Here is a 14,938-nt window from a genome sequence, read left to right on the forward strand (position 1 = left end):
TGGAGTGAAAACCCTCACTTTCTTGCAGAAACGTGATCAAAACAGTAAAAAATCAAATTTTGTTTATCATTTGTCTTGTTAGTTTAATGTTAATGATTAAATGTTGCTCTACGGTGTGTAAATGAGATGTTATTTTGATAGCTGCTGGGCTAGCTGGTTGATCATGCTGGCGGTGGCCCCCCAGATAAAGTGCTGTTGCCAAGGGATCCAGTAGATGGTGTGCTGTTTTCCCCCTCTGGCGAGGTTCAGGGGGATGTGGTTGTGCCGATCCAGCAAATGGATCAAGGGTACTTCGAAGGCATGATCCACCTCATCCGGACTCAGAATGAGGGGATAGTGGCTATCGAGCAGCCCCAGCACCGGCAGTACCTCGAATCGTGACACCGTATTGAGCGGGTTGAGGGTGCCGATCACTTCGACCAACTGCGGTGGAATACCGAGCTCCTCTTCGGTCTCCCGCAGCGCCGTGGCAATCAGGTTCTCGTCGCCGGGATCCTGTCGTCCACCGGGAAAGCTGATCTGCCCGCCATGGTGACGCAACCGGGTACTGCGCCGGGTGAGCAGTACCGTGAGTCCTTCATTGCGCTCCACCACAGGGATCAGCACCGCCGCCGGACTGAGCCCGCCAATGGCCAGACGATGGGCTGGTGCGGGTTGCTGCAACTGGAAGCGGGTTAGCAGTTCGTGGCGATCCATGGCGGGGAGCTCTCCTGTGCGTTGGCCTGACAGTGGGAGGGTTACAGTGCCGAGAGGGGCGGCAGAATGCGGGCGACCTTGTCATAGGTCTCCTGATATTCGCTGTCGGCATCGGAGTCGGCGATGATGCCGCCACCGGCCCAGCAGTGCAGACGACCCGCTTCGGCGATCAGGGTACGAATGCAGATGCTGGTGTCCATCCGGCCATGCTGGCTGAGATAGCCGATGCTGCCGCAATAGGCATTGCGGCGCTGGGGCTCAAGCTCTTCGATGATCGCCATGGCGCGGATCTTGGGGGCGCCGGTGATGGAGCCACCCGGGAAACAGGCACGCAGCAGATCGACTCCTTGCCAACGTGTATCGAGCTCACCGTGGATGGTGGAGACCAGATGATGTACCGCCGGAAACGACTCCACCGCAAAGAGATGAGGCACGCTGACCGAGCCCGGCCGGCTGACCCGACCGATGTCGTTGCGCAGCAGATCAACGATCATCAGATTCTCTGATCTGTCCTTGTCCGCCTGCGCCAGCGCCAGCGCGACTTGTCGATCGGTCGCCGGATCGGGGTGGCGAGGGCGAGTGCCCTTGATGGGTTTGGTCTCGATATGACGGCCATCAAGCAGCAGAAACCGCTCGGGGGAGAGGCTCAGCAGCGCGCTCTCCGGCAGGCGGATAAAGGCTGAGAAGGGGGCCTTGTTGGCGCTTGCCAGCAGGCAATAGGCCTGCCACTCATCCCCCTGATAGGGGGCGCTGAAACGCTGGGTCAGGTTGATCTGGTAGCAATCCCCTGCGGCAAGATATTCCTGAATGCGGGCAAATTTCTCGCCATACTCGGCGCGGCTCATATTGCTCTGCCACGCCCCCTGCAAGGCAAAAGCGGGGGCCGGTGTGGCCTGTTGCTGTTCAAGCCAGGCCAGCCGGTTGGCAAGGCCCGCTTCATCCCCCCAGTGCACCAGTTGCCAGTCACCGGTCGCCACATTGCGCAGCAGCGCCCAGTCGTAGATGCCCACCGCCATGTCTGGCACCGCGATATCGGCGGCGGCGTGTTCCGGCAGTCGCTCGAAGCGACGGCCGAGATCATAGCCAAACAGACCGAGGGCGCCGCCAATAAAGGGAAGGGAGGTGGCGCGCAGTTCCAGATCCCCCAGCAGCTGTTGCTGGGTATGGGCCAGCAGGGCGAGGGGATCTTCGTGGTGTTTGCTGATATCCGCCCCGGCACGCAGAGTGGTTACCTCGCCACGGGTCTCGAGGGTCGCCAGCGGATCGGCGCTAATGATATCAAAGCCGTTATCGGTGCCGAGTGGCCCCGCCGATTCCAGCAACATGGCCCACGGCTGATGTTGCAGGCGGGCAAAAAGCTGATGGAGTTCAGCGTGATGATCTAGATGATGGATATGAAGTGTTGGCGTCATTTTATGTTACACAGGCAACAGTTTAGTTCCCGAACCCTAGTCGGTGCTGGTGGGCAAGCGTATCATAGGTATCGGTGACTTAAGAAAAAACTGCCGTGTCGTTCGTTTTTTGCTGGTTGATAGTTTTTAGCCAGCACGTCAGCACGGCCATCATATGGAAGCCCTTGCCCTGCTCTGTGGCAGAGACAAGGACCAGTGAGGATGATATGAGCATTATAAAAAAACAGGATTTCATCGATTCTATCGCAGATGCCCTCCAGTACATCTCCTATTACCACCCCCTCGACTTCGTTCAGGCTGCCAAGGCTGCCTATGATCGGGAAGCCAACCCGGCCGCCAAAGATGCGCTGGCCCAGATCCTGATCAACTCCCGCATGTCCGCCGAAGGTCATCGCCCCCTCTGCCAGGACACCGGCATCGTGACCTGTTTCGTCAAGATCGGCATGCAAGTGCAGTGGGACAGCGACATGACAGTGCAGGAGATGGTGGATGAAGGGACCCGTCGTGCCTATACCAATCCTGACAACCCGTTGCGCGCCTCCGTGCTGGCCGATCCGGCCGGCAGTCGCAAGAATACCAAGGACAACGCCCCTGCCGTGGTGCATATCGACATGATCCCCGGCAACAAGGTGGAAGTGAGCATCGCGGCCAAAGGCGGCGGCTCCGAGAACAAATCCAAAATGGTGATGCTCAACCCCTCTGACGATATCGTCGAGTGGGTGCTGAAAACCGTGCCGACCATGGGCGCAGGCTGGTGCCCGCCCGGCATGCTGGGCATCGGTATCGGCGGTACCGCCGAGAAAGCGGCGGTGCTGGCCAAAGAGGCCCTGATGGAGCACATCGACATTCAGGAGCTGATCGCCCGCGGCCCCAAGACCACCGAAGAGAAGCTGCGGGTCGAGCTCTACGACAAGGTCAACAAGCTGGGGATCGGTGCCCAGGGTCTGGGCGGTCTTACCACTGTGCTGGATGTGAAGGTGAAATCCGCGCCAACTCACGCTGCCTCCAATCCGGTGGTGATGATCCCCAACTGCGCCGCCACCCGTCACGTTCACTTCGAGCTGGATGGTTCAGGCCCCGCCGAACTGACGCCGCCGACACTGAGCGACTGGCCGGAGATCACCCGTGAAGCGGGTGGCAACGTGCGCCGCGTCAACGTCGACGGCATCACCAAGGCTGAGCTTGCCAGCTGGAAGAGCGGTGATACCGTGCTGCTCTCCGGCAAGATCCTCACCGGCCGCGACGCCGCCCACAAGCGTATCGCCGACATGCTGAAAAATGGCGAAGGGCTGCCGGAAGGGGTCGATTTCACCAACCGCTTCATCTATTACGTTGGCCCGGTTGATGCGGTGCGTGACGAAGTAGTTGGCCCGGCTGGCCCCACCACCTCCACCCGGATGGACAAGTTCAGCGAGATGATGCTGGGTGAAACCGGCCTTATCGGGATGATCGGCAAATCCGAGCGTGGCCCGAAAACCGTCGAGAGCATCAAGCAGCACAAGGCTGTTTATCTGATGGCCGTTGGTGGCGCCGCCTATCTGGTGGCCAAGGCGATCAAGAAAGCCCGCGTGGTGGCCTTTGCCGACCTGGGTATGGAAGCTATCTACGAGTTTGAAGTGGAAGATATGCCGGTGACCGTAGCGGTCGACTCCGAAGGCAACAATATCCACGAAACCGGCCCAGCCTACTGGTCGGCCAAGATTGCCGAGCTGGATGGCAAGCTCTCCTCCTGAGTGACCGTTTCCGCTGCCGGTTAACGGCTGTGTTAGCTAAATAAGGCGCATCCATCCGGATGCGCCTTTTTATGCTGCAAAGATGTCTGAGCAGGGCTCGCCGATCTGCTTTTTCCGCCTGGCACTGTGCTCGCGATTGACATGGCTGAACCTGAAAGGGTGGCTATTTGTCCGCTTTGCCTGCGGCATCGGCAAGTTTGGCCAGCTGTTTGTCATACCAGGCCACCGGGCGGTTCTCATCTTCCGCCCGCTCCTTGCGCCGGATGGCGTTGCGCACCGCCATGGCCCCAGCCAGCGGAATGGCTCGGGCGGAAAATAGCCGCGCGGGCCGCTGACCAGGGCGCAGTCGCGCCACGGTTTGTCCTCCTCCCGCACCTCGTCTCTCACTAGGGCCGCCAGGATCTGGCCGCCGATCCAGCTCTGGGCCACCCCGTTGCCGGAATAGCCGAGGCCATAGACGATATTGGGCTGCCCTCGCCAGTGGCCGAAGAAGGGGAGGCCATCCACCGAGCGGTCGGAGGCGCCGCACCAGCTGGCGGCGATGGGCACCTCTTTGAGCGCCGGAAAGAAGCGGCGCAGGGTGCGGGTGAGGGGGGCAAGATAACGGCTGGGGGCATCGAACTCGGCCAGATGGCGGTTGGCAAAGGCGAAGGTGTTGCCCCCCTTGCCCAGCATCAGCCGCCCTTGCGGGGTGGCGCGGTAGTAGTGGACAAAGGTGCGGCCATCCACCACGGAGCGGCCGTGCGCAAGCTGCTGGGCGGCCAGTGCATCCGGCGCGGGGTCGGTTATCACCATATCGGAGGAGACCAGCACTATGCTGCGGCGAAACTCGCGAAAGTGCGCCGTCATGGCGCTGTTGAGGGCCAACACCACCTTGCGGGCACGCACCTCACCCTGAGGCGTTTGCACCCGTGCAGGCTGACCCGCCTCAAGGCGCTGCATGGGGGAGTGTTCATAAACCTCGACCCCCAGTTCCCGCGCCACCCGCAGCAGGCCGCGCACCAGCAGTGCCGGTTGCACCGAACCGGCGTGGGGGCTGTAGAGCCCCTCCAGATGAACGTGGGAGCCGCTCTGGCTCGCCAGTTTATCCTCTTCAATCACTTGCCACTGGTTAAGGTCTGCGCGTTTGAGTTCCTGCAATACCGGCTCCATCAGGCCGCGCTGGGCCTCGCTGGTGGCGGTGTAGCAAGTGCCCTCGACCCTCAGCTCAGCCTCTATGTTGTGCGCTGCGCAGAAGTGGGCGATCTCGTGTACCGCCTGCTCGGATCTTTGTACCAGCCAGGCTGCCTGCTCTTCGCCAAAGAGGCGCTTTAAGGTCAAATACTTGGCCGACCAAGTGAGCAGGCAGCCGCCGTTGCGCCCGGAGGCGCCGCTGCCGCAGCGATCTTTTTCCAGCACTATGACGTGCAGGTGGGGCTCGGCCTGTTTAAGGGCGATGGCGCTCCACAGCCCGGTAAAGCCGCCACCGACGATGCAGACATCGGCCTCGTGGTTGCCGTGAAGTGGCGTGGGTTGTGCGGGTTGTTCGGCGGCGAGCGCTTCGGCCAGCCAGAAGGGGAGAGTGGACATGATGACTCCTCGATAAGGTTATTGGTGGCGCCAGCGCTGGGTGCGATCCAGCAGGGCGCGGCTCAAAAAGAGCTGGAGCAGCTTGACGGTGGCGGCGGCCAGCAGGATCAGGGTGGCCATGGCGGCGGCCGCGGCGGTATCGCCGGAATCCTCCATGTTCAGCACGGCGATGGAGGCGAGCACGCTGTCGCTCGAATAGAGGAAGATCACCGCCGAGGTGGTGGTCATGGCGTTGACGAACAGATAGATAAAGATCTCCAGCAGCGCTGGCAGGGAGGCGGGCAGGGTGACCCGCCAGAACGCCTTCCAGAGCGGAATGCGCAATGAGATGGCCACCAGCTCCAGCTCCTTGGGCAGTTGCTTGAGGCTGGTCAGCGCCGTCATATGGCCCACCGTGTAGTAGTGGATGACGCAGGAGAGCACCATCAGCGGCAGAGTGCTATAGAGGCTGCCAAAGAGCGGATTGCCGTTGAAAAAGAAGATGTAACCCAGCCCCAGCACCATGCCGGGCACCGCCAGCGACAGCATGGCGAGCAGATGCAGCAACTGGCGCAGCGGCGCGAAGTGGCGTCCCTTCTCCTGTGCCCAGGCCAGCACCATCACCAGCACGGTGCCGATAAGCGCGGTATAGAGGCCCAGTTTCAAGGTGTTGGTAAAGGGCTGCCAGCCATAGACGCTGTTGCTGTCAAAGGCGTAGTGATCCAGCGTCAGAGCGAGGTTGTAGGGCCAGAACTGCACCAGAGAGCCGTAAACCGCCATCCCCACCAGCGCCAGAAACAGCAGGGCCCAGAGCGTGCACCAGCCGAGCGCCAGCAGATCACGCAGCCGATGGGGTTTGGGTTGATAGGGCACCGCCTTGGTGCTGCTCTGCTCCTGCATCTTGCTGCGTACCCTGTGCTCCAGGGCAAAGCTCAACAGTGCCGGCAGCAGCAGGGTGACGCTGGCAACGGCGCCGAGGGAAAAGTTCTGCATTCCGATCACCTGCCGGTAGATGTCGGTAGCCAGCACGCTGTACTGGCCGCCAATCACCTTGGCTACCCCGAAGTCGCAGATGGTAAGGGTGAAGACGGCGATGGCGGCGCTGAGCAGGCCATAACGGGCGGTAGGCAGGGTGACGGTGACAAAGGTGCGCCAGCCGCTGCTGCCCAGCACCCGGGAGGCTTCATAGAGGCGGGCGTCGCTCTGGCCTAGCGCCGTGATGAGGATCATCAGGGCGTGGGGGAAGCACCAGAAGCCAAGGCCAATGACGATACCGATGGGACCGTAGATGCTCTCGCCACCGAGCAGCCCCTTGGCGATCCCCTGATTGCCAAACCAGTAGACCAGGCTGATGGCGGGCAGCAGGGAGGGCATCAGGAGCGGGATCAAACCGATGAGGCGAAACAGGCTCTTGCCCGGCATGCAGGTGCGGGTGAGGGCATAGGCGTAGCCAAAAGCGATGGTCACCACCAGCGCGGTGATCAGCACCCCGAGCCAGAGGGTGTTGCCAATGGTGCGCCCCAGATGAGGGGAGTCGAAGTAGGCGCTGAAGTTGGCAAAGCTCACCCAGAGGCCGTTTTCATCCTGCAGGCTCTTTTGCAACATGGTGAGCAGCGGCAGTAGCAGGCCGCCGGTGAGCAGGGCAATGCCAAGCAGAAGCAGGATCAGTTGCAGCAGCTGATCCCGGCTCCAGCCGCGACAGAGCCGCTGCCAGCGAGAGTCTTGGCGGGCTGTCACTGGTGGCAGCAGGGAGGAGGTCGCAAAAGGGGCTGTCATGGGCGCTCTCCTTCAAACAGCTGCATCGCTCCGGCGGGCCAGTGCAGCGAGCAGCGCATGCCGCTGCGCCAGCCCCCCTGTTCGTGGTGGGGCAGTCCGTGGGTCGGGCGCTCCACCAGAATTTGCTGCGGACCAAGATAGGTGTCGGCGGTGCAGATAAGCCGCTGGGCAGCGCCGAGAAACTCCACCTGTTCGATGGTTGCTTCAACGCCATGTTGGCCAAGATACGGCTCGCTCGGCGCGCTTAGCGTGATCGCCTCGGGGCGGATTGCCACCTGCAATTTGTTGCCTGCCGCGGCCTGGTTGGCAAGTGTCAGCGGTTGTTCGTTTAAGCGCACCTGGGTGGGGCTCAGCACCAGGGTCTCGAGGAAGTTCATGGTGCCGACAAAGCTTGCCACGAAACGGCTGGCAGGCTGGTGGTAGATCTCCTGCGGGGTGCCCACCTGCACGATGCGGCCACCCTCCATCACCACGATGCGATCGGCCATGGTCAGCGCCTCTTCCTGATCGTGGGTCACCATGATGGTGGTGATGCCAAGGCGCTGCTGCAGGGCGCGGATCTCGCTACGAAGATGGGTGCGCACCAGCGCATCCAGGGCGCTGAGCGGTTCGTCCAGCAGCAGTAGGCCGGGGGAGAGGGCGAGCGCCCGGGCCAGCGCCACCCGTTGCTGCTGGCCGCCTGAGATCTGGCTCGGGTATTTGTGGGACTGGGCAGTGAGATCCACCAGCCCCAGCCAGTGATCGACCCGCTCCTTGATGAGATCCCGTGCCAGCCCCTGATTCTCAAGGCCGAAGGCGATGTTCTGGGCCACCGTCAGGTTGGGGAAGAGGGCATAGGACTGAAACACGATGCCAAAGTCGCGCTGCTGGGGCGGCAGCTGGGAGATATTGCGTCCCCCTTGCCAGATCTCGCCGCTGTCCGGCAGATCCAGCCCGGCGATGGCTCTGAGCAGGGTGGTCTTGCCGCAGCCGGAGGGGCCGAGAAAGCAGATAAACTCCCCCGGCTCAATGGTCAGAGAGATCCCCTTGAGGGCCTGAAAAGCACCGAACTGCTTGTTGAGATGTTGAATGTCCAGATAGGGCTGGGTCATGGTTCGACTCGCTACTGATTTGGTATATACCAGTTTGCGGGTGAAGTGTGACGGTCAGGTGATCGGGGGATGACAGCTTGATGACAGTCAAATGAGATCGGGTCACCAGCAAGTGGCTGGGCACTGTGCGAATGGACTAAGCATCGCTAATTGAAGGCAATGCAAACTCGGGAAGTTAAAACCAAAAAGTGAAGGCCAACAGCTGTTGGCCTTCGACTGGCAGTTTATTGGCGGCTGTGTGTCTGGCGTGAACAAACCGCCGCCCTTGACGCTTACTGCTTGGCTTCGGTCTTGCCGTCGAAGCTGGCGCTCCACTGGGCCAGGATGGCGTTACGCTCGCGGGCAGCCCAGCTAAAGTCGTTGTCGATCATCTGGCCTTTGATATCCGCCGGATAGCCCGCTCTCGGTTGGGCCACATCGGGGATGGCGACCACGGCGAACGATTTGTTGTAGAGGGCGTTGGCCTGTTCGGTGGCGGCAAAGTCGAGCAGCTGTTTGGCGGCATCCAGCTTGGGGGTGCCCTTGATGATGGCGGCAGCTTCCATATCCCAACCCGACCCCTCGGTCGGGAAGACCACCTCGATGGGGGCACCCTTGGCTTTGAGGCTGGTAGCCGGGAAGTCGAAGGAGATACCGATCACCGTTTCACCGCTGGCGGCCAGCTTGCAGGGGGCGGAGCCCGAGTGGGTGTAACGGTCGATGTTCTGGTGCAGGCCGTTCATAAATTGCCAGCCCTGCTGCTCACCCATGGTCTGCAGCCAGCCAGCAACGCTCAGGTAACCGGTGCCGGAGGAGCTGGGGTTGGGCATGATCACCTTGCCCTTGTAGATGGGCTTGGTGAGATCAGCCCAGCTGGTCGGCGCCGGGATCCCCTGTTTCTCCGCCTCTACCTTGTTGAAGCAGATGGCGCTGAAGAAGGCGTCCAGACCGATCCAGTGCGGCTCGGCCCTGCTGTCGCGAAAGCGGCTGTCGAGCTTCTCCAATCCTTTCGGTGCATAGGCATTGAGCATCTGCTGCTGATCGAGCTGCATCAGGCTGGTGGCGGCCAGTCCCCACACCACATCCGCCTTGGGCTGCGCTTTTTCTGCCAGCAAGCGGGCGGTGACTACGCCGGTGGAGTCACGCACCCACTTGATGTTGATGTCCGGATGCTGGCGCTCGAACGCGGTTTTCAGCTCGTTGAGCTGCTCCGGTTCGAAGGCGGTGTAGACGGTGAGATCGGTCGCGGCCAGTGCCGGGGCGGTCATGGCAGCCAGCACGGCGGCGGCCAGCAGATGGGTTCCCTGTTTCATCCTCTTCTCCATATAAGTTGGCTTGGTATAAACCAGATTGGTCGAGCGAGAGGCTAGGGGATTTTTATGACGTGACCGTGACAGCCCCGTGACGTTTTCCTGTTCCTGATATATCCGTGACTAATCCTGGGTATCCACCTCGATCTCCAGACTGTCGTGGCGCCAGTACTCCAGATCGAAGTCGAGCACCCGGCCGTGCTGATCAAAGTTGAGTCGCTCGAGGCGCAGGGCGGGGAGACCGGCGGTGGCTCCCAGCGCCTTGGCCACCTCGTCCGGCAGGGCGGTGGGGAAGAAGCGCACCTGCATGCGGGCGTAGTGAAGATCGTAATGGGCCTGATAGATCTCGGTCAGGCTGCCGTTGAGATCCAGCTCCAGCAGGCCGGGCACTCGCTCTGGCAGGCAGTGATTCTCGCAGTAGCAGATGGCGCGCCCGTTGGCGTAGCGCAGCCGCTTGAGCAAAAAGAGGCTGTCGAACGGCTTGAGCTGCAGTTGCGCCATCAACGCGGGCGGCACCGCCTGGCGGCTTTTCTCCAGCAGTTCGGTGCGCGGCTCACCCCCTTGCTCCCGCACTATCTGGTGAAAGTTGGAGGTGCGTCTGGGGTTGAGGCTGAAACGCGGCGGGGTGACGAACCAGCCGCGGCGATCCTCCCGATAGATAAGGCCGTTCGCCTCCAGCTGTACCAGTGCCTCGCGGATGGTGACTCTGGTGGTGCCATAGAGTTCCCCCAGCAGCCGCTCGGAGGGAAGCTTGTCGTTGGGGGCCAGCCCCCCCGCCAGGATCTGGTTGGCGAGGGCATCCTTGATCTGCAGATATTGCGGTTTGCTCATGAAAATCCCTGGTTTTGCAATAAGTTATGCAATAAGTTGTGCAATGCGTTGGGCAATCGACTGGGCACAGGCAGGTCATTTGCGCGGTCGTTAAACGGCGACATCAAGATGCATTGGTAGATACCAGAATCGCACCTCTGTTCAGGCTTTCTAGATTATCGCGATCCCGGCGCTGAAAATGAATTTTTTGTTGCACGTAGCCCCACCCCTTTGACCTTGGCGGGGCAGTTACCCACAATGCGCTCATTCTGGTATATACCAAAAGGAGCGAAGTCATGACCCATATTCCTGCGGCCCCCGCCGCCGTCGATTACCTGCTGCTGACCCCGGGCCCCCTCTCGACCACCGCCACGGTGCGCGCCGCCATGCTGCAAGACAGCTGCACCTGGGATGCGGACTACAACCAGGGCGTGGTGGAGCCCATCCGCCGCGAGCTGGTGCGGCTGGCAACTGGCCCTGAATATGAAAGTGACTACAGCGCCGTGCTGCTGCAAGGGAGCGGTAGCTATGTGGTGGAGAGCGTGCTGGGCTCGGCGATAGGCGTCGATGAGTGTCTGCTGATCATCAACAACGGCGCCTACGGTGCCCGCATGGGGGAGATGGCCCGCTGCCTTGGCCTGCGTCACCATGAGCTCGATTGCGGCGAGACCACCCGTCCGGAACCCGCCGCCATTGAGGCGATGTTGGCATGCCACCCCGAGATCACCCACTTGGCCATGGTGCACTGCGAGACCACCACCGGCATGCTCAACCCGCTCGACGAGGTGGCCGAGCTCTGCCAGCGCCGTGGCATTCGCCTGATCGTCGATGCCATGAGCAGCTTTGGCGGCATCCCCATCGACATGGGGCGCCTTGGCATCGAGTTTCTTATCAGCTCGGCCAACAAGTGCATTCAGGGGGTGCCGGGTTTTGGCTTCGTCATCGCCCGCCGCGTGGCGCTCACGGCCTGCGCCGGTCGTGCCCGCTCGGTCTCCCTCGACCTGCATGCCCAGTGGCAGACCATGGAGCAGCAGGGGGGCAAGTGGCGCTTTACCTCGCCCACCCATACCGTACTCGCCTTTGCCCAGGCCCTGCGCGAGCTGGACGAAGAGGGGGGCATTGCCGCCCGTCATCGGCGCTATAGCGAGAATCAGCGCACCCTGGTGGCGGGGATGGCGGCGCTTGGCTTTGAACCGCTGCTGCCCGAGCAGTGGCAATCTCCCATCATCACCGCCTTCTACTCTCCGGCGCACCCGGACTACCGCTTCGCCGACTTCTACCAGCGGCTCAAGGGGCAGGGTTTTGTCATCTATCCGGGCAAGGTCTCCCAGGCCGATTGCTTCCGTATCGGCAATATCGGCGACGTGACCCCTGAGCGGGTGCGCGATCTGCTTGCCGCCATGGCCAGCGCCTGCTACTGGCAAGGGGACGCGCGATGACCAGCATGCTGGCTCAGGGTCGTGATCTGCGTGGCCGCGATTTGCATGACCATAAGCTGCACGGCAGCGGCCGCGCCGATAGCGAAGGGGATATCAACCTCGGCGCGGGGCGGGCGCGCTGGTGGGCGGGCCAGAGCGAAGATGTAAAGGCCGGATTGGCGGAGGATAGCCGCTACTTTCTCCATCAGGCCCTCTCCACCCCCTGTCTCGATCTGCTTGAACGCGCGCAGGGGAGCTGGCTGACCAGTGTATCGGGCAAACGGTATCTCGATTTTCACGGCAACAGCGTCCATCAGCTGGGTCACGGTCACCCCAGGGTGGTGGCTGCGGTGCAGCAGCAACTCGCCGATCTGCCGTTCGCGCCCCGCCGCTACACCCATCAGGTCGCCATCGACTGCGCCCGCACCCTGGCCGAGCTGGCCCCGGGCGATCTCAACCGGGTGCTGTTCGCCCCTGGTGGCAGCGAGGTGGTGGGGATTGCCCTGAAGCTCGCCCGTTTCATCACCGGCAACAGCAAGGTGGTGTCTCTCTGGGATGCCTTTCACGGCGCCTCCCTCGATGCCATCTCGGTCGGCGGCGAGGCCTGCTTTCGCGCAGGAATGGGCCCCTTGATGGCCGGAGTGGAGCGCATCCCGCCCCCCACCCGTTATCGCGGCGTCTGGTATCGCGGGGAGGGGGATGACCTGCACTACGCCGATTATCTGGAGTACGTCATCGAGAAGGAGGGTGGCATTGGCGCCTTTATCGCCGAGCCCATCCGCAACACCGATGTGCAGGTGCCCTCGAAGGCCTACTGGCAGCGGGTGCGGGAGATCTGCGATCGCCACAAGGTGCTGTTGATCGTCGACGAGATCCCGAATGCTTTGGGTCGCACCGGCCACTGGTTCAGCTTTGAAGAGTTCGGCATCGAGCCCGACATCATCTGTCTGGGCAAGGGGCTGGGGGGCGGGGTAGTACCGTTTGCGGCGCTCATCACCCGCGACCGGTTCAATCAGGCCGCAGCTATTTCGCTCGGTCACTACACCCACGAGAAGAGCCCTATCGGCTGCGCGGCGGCCCTCGCCACTATAGAGACAATCCGCGAAGAGGGGTTGCTTGTAAAAGCGCAGGAGGATGGCCGCTTTATGGCGGCCGAGCTCGGCAAGTTGGCTGAGCGTCACCCGCTGATCGGCCAGGTGCGCGGCATCGGTTTGCTCTGGGCGCTCGATCTGGTGGTCGATCATCAGAGTCGCACCCGCAATAGCCAGGCCGCCGAGCGGCTGCTCTACCGCTGTCTGGAGCTGGGGCTCAGCTTCAAGGTCTCTCAGGGCAATGTCATCCAGCTCTCGCCACCGCTCAATATCGCCCGCGCCGATCTGGTGCGCGCCATCGCCATTCTCGATCGCGCCCTCGGCGAGATCGCACTTTCACCGAAACAGGAATACCACCATGACTGACTTGCAGATTGCTGTAGATCCGATCACCGACCTAGAGGCGCTGATCCTCGACTGGGCTGGCACCGTCGTCGATTTCGGCTCCTTCGCCCCTACCTCCATCTTCGTCGAGGCCTTCGCCCGCGCCTATGACTTCCCCGTGACCCTGGATGAAGCACGCCAGCCCATGGGCCTTGGCAAGTGGGATCATATCGCCGCGCTGGGCCGTCTGCCCTCGGTGGATGCGCGCTGGCAGGCCCGCTTCGGTCACCCCATGAGCCACGCCGAGGTGGACCACATTTATCACACCTTTATGCCGCTGCAGATTGCCGCCGTGACCCGCTTTGCTGCCCCCATCCCTGGTGTGCTGCCGGTGCTGGAGGCTCTGCGGGGTCAGGGGCTGCGCATCGGCTCCTGTTCCGGTTACCCCCGTCCGGTGATGGAGGCGCTGGTACCTGCTGCGGCCGATCACGGCTATCGGCCGGATCACTGGGTCGCCACCGACGATCTCAAGGCTGGCGGTCGCCCCGGCCCCTGGATGGCGCTGGCCAACGTGATCGAGCTCGGAGTGAGCGCGGTGCATCGCTGCATCAAGGTGGATGACGCCGTGCCGGGTATCAGCGAAGGGCTTAACGCGGGCATGTGGACGGTGGGATTGTCGGTTTCCGGCAACGAATTTGGTGCCACCTGGGACGAGTTTGCCGCCATGAGCGAGGCGGAGATCGCCGCCCGGCGCGCACCGGCCGAGGCCAAACTGCGGGCGGCGGGGGCGCACTATGTGATTGATACCCTTGCAGATATCGCCCCGGTTATCGCCGATATCAACCGTCGTCTGGCCGCTGGCGAGCGGCCTTAAGCCGAGCAGCGGCGCTCTGATGTCGATTGTTCGCAACCGGCTTATGAGTCAGATGCAATAGAAGAGGGAGGCATCATGCCTCCCTCGCTTTGGGTGTCTTTTGTCGGCTGCCCAGTCGCGCGGGCTTAGGCCTTTTTCAGGTAGGCCGCAACCAGCACGATCTGCACGCCGTTGACCTTGCCTTCGATATGGAGCGGGTTGTTGGTCAGACGGATGCCTTTGACCAGGGTGCCGCGCTTGGCGGTAAAACCGGCGCCTTTCACGTCCAGATCCTTGATCAGGGTGACGGCGTCGCCCTCTTGCAGCACGGCGCCGTTGGAGTCAAGGGTCGGTACGCTGTCATCATCTTCGTCAGCCACTCCTGCTTCGGCCCAGGCCTTGGCCTCGTCTTCCATGTACATCATGTCCAGCAGGTCCTGAGCCCACACTTCCCCCTTGCCGGAGAGTGTTTTGAGCTGGCGCCATGCCATTACCTGTACCGCAGGCACCTGGCTCCACATGCTGTCACCCAGGCAACGCCAGTGGTTGACCACCAGGGTCTCCGGTTGTTCCAGTTGGCCGCGGCAGGTGTCACAGATAGCAACGCTGTGCTCAGCGTCGCTGGCGGGGGAGTGAGGTACCACGAAGGCGGTCAGTGCCTGTTCGGCGCTGCACAGTTCACACTTGGCGCCCGCGCGCGCTTGCAGGATGGCGTTGATGGTCATGTTGTTGGTCCCATAGCTACTGGTAAAGCGACCCGCGTTGGGCGGGGCGCGTGAAAGAGGGGGCGGAGTATAGCATAAAACCCTGCACTTTGTCTGGTTGGGCTGCAAGCTGGGTCTAAGCCGTCCCCTTGCCTGTATGCCAAACGACAGTTTACTGCCCGGCAGGAGTGCA

11 protein-coding genes and 1 pseudogene are annotated in these 14,938 nt (G+C 62.0%); 4 read left to right on the forward strand and 8 right to left on the reverse strand.

Going from position 1 to position 14,938, the window contains the following annotated elements; all coding sequences use genetic code 11:
• Positions 1-129: 129 nt before the first annotated feature.
• Both BN1117_RS10210 and pabB read right to left on the reverse strand, forming a co-directional pair.
• Positions 130-696, reverse strand: coding sequence for a CoA pyrophosphatase (locus BN1117_RS10210; RefSeq protein WP_040097061.1), 567 nt, complete (start codon positions 694-696; stop codon positions 130-132).
• A 41-nt stretch (positions 697-737) separates the two neighbouring features.
• Positions 738-2,021, reverse strand: coding sequence for an aminodeoxychorismate synthase component I (pabB, locus tag BN1117_RS10215; RefSeq protein ID WP_040097063.1), 1,284 nt, complete (start codon positions 2,019-2,021; stop codon positions 738-740).
• Between the two features lie 293 nt (positions 2,022-2,314).
• On the opposite strand from pabB, the gene BN1117_RS10220 reads away from it, so the two are divergent.
• Complete coding sequence (locus BN1117_RS10220; protein ID WP_040097065.1) at positions 2,315-3,841, forward strand: fumarate hydratase; 1,527 nt, start codon at positions 2,315-2,317, stop codon at positions 3,839-3,841.
• Positions 3,842-4,004: 163 nt separating this feature from the next.
• Here the strand turns inward: BN1117_RS10220 and BN1117_RS10225 are convergent.
• The 5 genes and pseudogenes from BN1117_RS10225 to phnR form a co-directional block, all read right to left on the reverse strand.
• Positions 4,005-5,410, reverse strand: a pseudogene (locus tag BN1117_RS10225) (FAD-dependent oxidoreductase).
• A gap of 18 nt (positions 5,411-5,428) precedes the next feature.
• Positions 5,429-7,165 carry a putative 2-aminoethylphosphonate ABC transporter permease subunit gene (locus BN1117_RS10230; protein WP_040097067.1) on the reverse strand — a complete coding sequence of 579 codons (1,737 nt, stop codon included), beginning with the start codon at positions 7,163-7,165 and terminating at the stop codon, positions 5,429-5,431.
• A complete protein-coding gene (locus BN1117_RS10235) occupies positions 7,162-8,256 on the reverse strand; it encodes a putative 2-aminoethylphosphonate ABC transporter ATP-binding protein (RefSeq protein ID WP_040097069.1) in 1,095 nt (364 codons plus the stop codon). The genes BN1117_RS10230 and BN1117_RS10235 overlap by 4 nt, the downstream gene beginning before the upstream one ends.
• A 272-nt stretch (positions 8,257-8,528) precedes the next feature.
• Positions 8,529-9,548: a putative 2-aminoethylphosphonate ABC transporter substrate-binding protein gene (locus BN1117_RS10240; protein ID WP_040097071.1), complete on the reverse strand. Its 1,020-nt coding sequence runs from the start codon at positions 9,546-9,548 to the stop codon at positions 8,529-8,531.
• 120 nt (positions 9,549-9,668) lie between these two features.
• Positions 9,669-10,376: a phosphonate utilization transcriptional regulator PhnR gene (phnR, locus tag BN1117_RS10245; protein ID WP_029303195.1), complete on the reverse strand. Its 708-nt coding sequence runs from the start codon at positions 10,374-10,376 to the stop codon at positions 9,669-9,671.
• Between the two features lie 275 nt (positions 10,377-10,651).
• Here phnR and phnW point away from each other — a divergent pair, with 275 nt between their 5' ends.
• The 3 genes from phnW to phnX are packed head-to-tail and all read left to right on the forward strand — an operon-like array spanning position 10,652 to position 14,062.
• Complete coding sequence (phnW, locus tag BN1117_RS10250; RefSeq protein ID WP_040097073.1) at positions 10,652-11,794, forward strand: 2-aminoethylphosphonate--pyruvate transaminase; 1,143 nt, start codon at positions 10,652-10,654, stop codon at positions 11,792-11,794.
• Positions 11,791-13,230, forward strand: a complete 1,440-nt coding sequence (locus BN1117_RS10255) for an aspartate aminotransferase family protein (protein WP_040097075.1) — start codon at positions 11,791-11,793, stop codon at positions 13,228-13,230. The genes phnW and BN1117_RS10255 overlap by 4 nt, the downstream gene beginning before the upstream one ends.
• Positions 13,223-14,062, forward strand: coding sequence for a phosphonoacetaldehyde hydrolase (gene phnX, locus BN1117_RS10260; protein ID WP_052441487.1), 840 nt, complete (start codon positions 13,223-13,225; stop codon positions 14,060-14,062). Before BN1117_RS10255 ends, phnX begins: the two co-directional genes overlap by 8 nt.
• Positions 14,063-14,187: 125 nt before the next feature.
• Here phnX and BN1117_RS10265 read toward each other — a convergent pair whose 3' ends face one another.
• Positions 14,188-14,766, reverse strand: a complete 579-nt coding sequence (locus tag BN1117_RS10265; RefSeq protein WP_040097081.1) for a PhnA domain-containing protein — start codon at positions 14,764-14,766, stop codon at positions 14,188-14,190.
• Positions 14,767-14,938 lie beyond the last annotated feature (172 nt).

The organism is Aeromonas australiensis (genome assembly GCF_000819725.1).
GTDB classification, from domain to species: domain Bacteria; phylum Pseudomonadota; class Gammaproteobacteria; order Enterobacterales; family Aeromonadaceae; genus Aeromonas; species Aeromonas australiensis.

Coding starts and splice junctions, on each gene's coding strand:
- BN1117_RS10210 (WP_040097061.1), bottom strand. CDS start 696: ATGGATCGCCACGAACTGCTAACCCGCTTCCAGTTGCAGCAACCCGCA.
- pabB (WP_040097063.1), bottom strand. CDS start 2,021: ATGTTGCTGGAATCGGCGGGGCCACTCGGCACCGATAACGGCTTTGAT.
- BN1117_RS10220 (WP_040097065.1), top strand. CDS start 2,315: ATGAGCATTATAAAAAAACAGGATTTCATCGATTCTATCGCAGATGCC.
- BN1117_RS10230 (WP_040097067.1), bottom strand. CDS start 7,165: ATGACAGCCCCTTTTGCGACCTCCTCCCTGCTGCCACCAGTGACAGCC.
- BN1117_RS10235 (WP_040097069.1), bottom strand. CDS start 8,256: ATGACCCAGCCCTATCTGGACATTCAACATCTCAACAAGCAGTTCGGT.
- BN1117_RS10240 (WP_040097071.1), bottom strand. CDS start 9,548: ATGAAACAGGGAACCCATCTGCTGGCCGCCGCCGTGCTGGCTGCCATG.
- phnR (WP_029303195.1), bottom strand. CDS start 10,376: ATGAGCAAACCGCAATATCTGCAGATCAAGGATGCCCTCGCCAACCAG.
- phnW (WP_040097073.1), top strand. CDS start 10,652: ATGACCCATATTCCTGCGGCCCCCGCCGCCGTCGATTACCTGCTGCTG.
- BN1117_RS10255 (WP_040097075.1), top strand. CDS start 11,791: ATGACCAGCATGCTGGCTCAGGGTCGTGATCTGCGTGGCCGCGATTTG.
- phnX (WP_052441487.1), top strand. CDS start 13,223: ATGACTGACTTGCAGATTGCTGTAGATCCGATCACCGACCTAGAGGCG.
- BN1117_RS10265 (WP_040097081.1), bottom strand. CDS start 14,766: ATGACCATCAACGCCATCCTGCAAGCGCGCGCGGGCGCCAAGTGTGAA.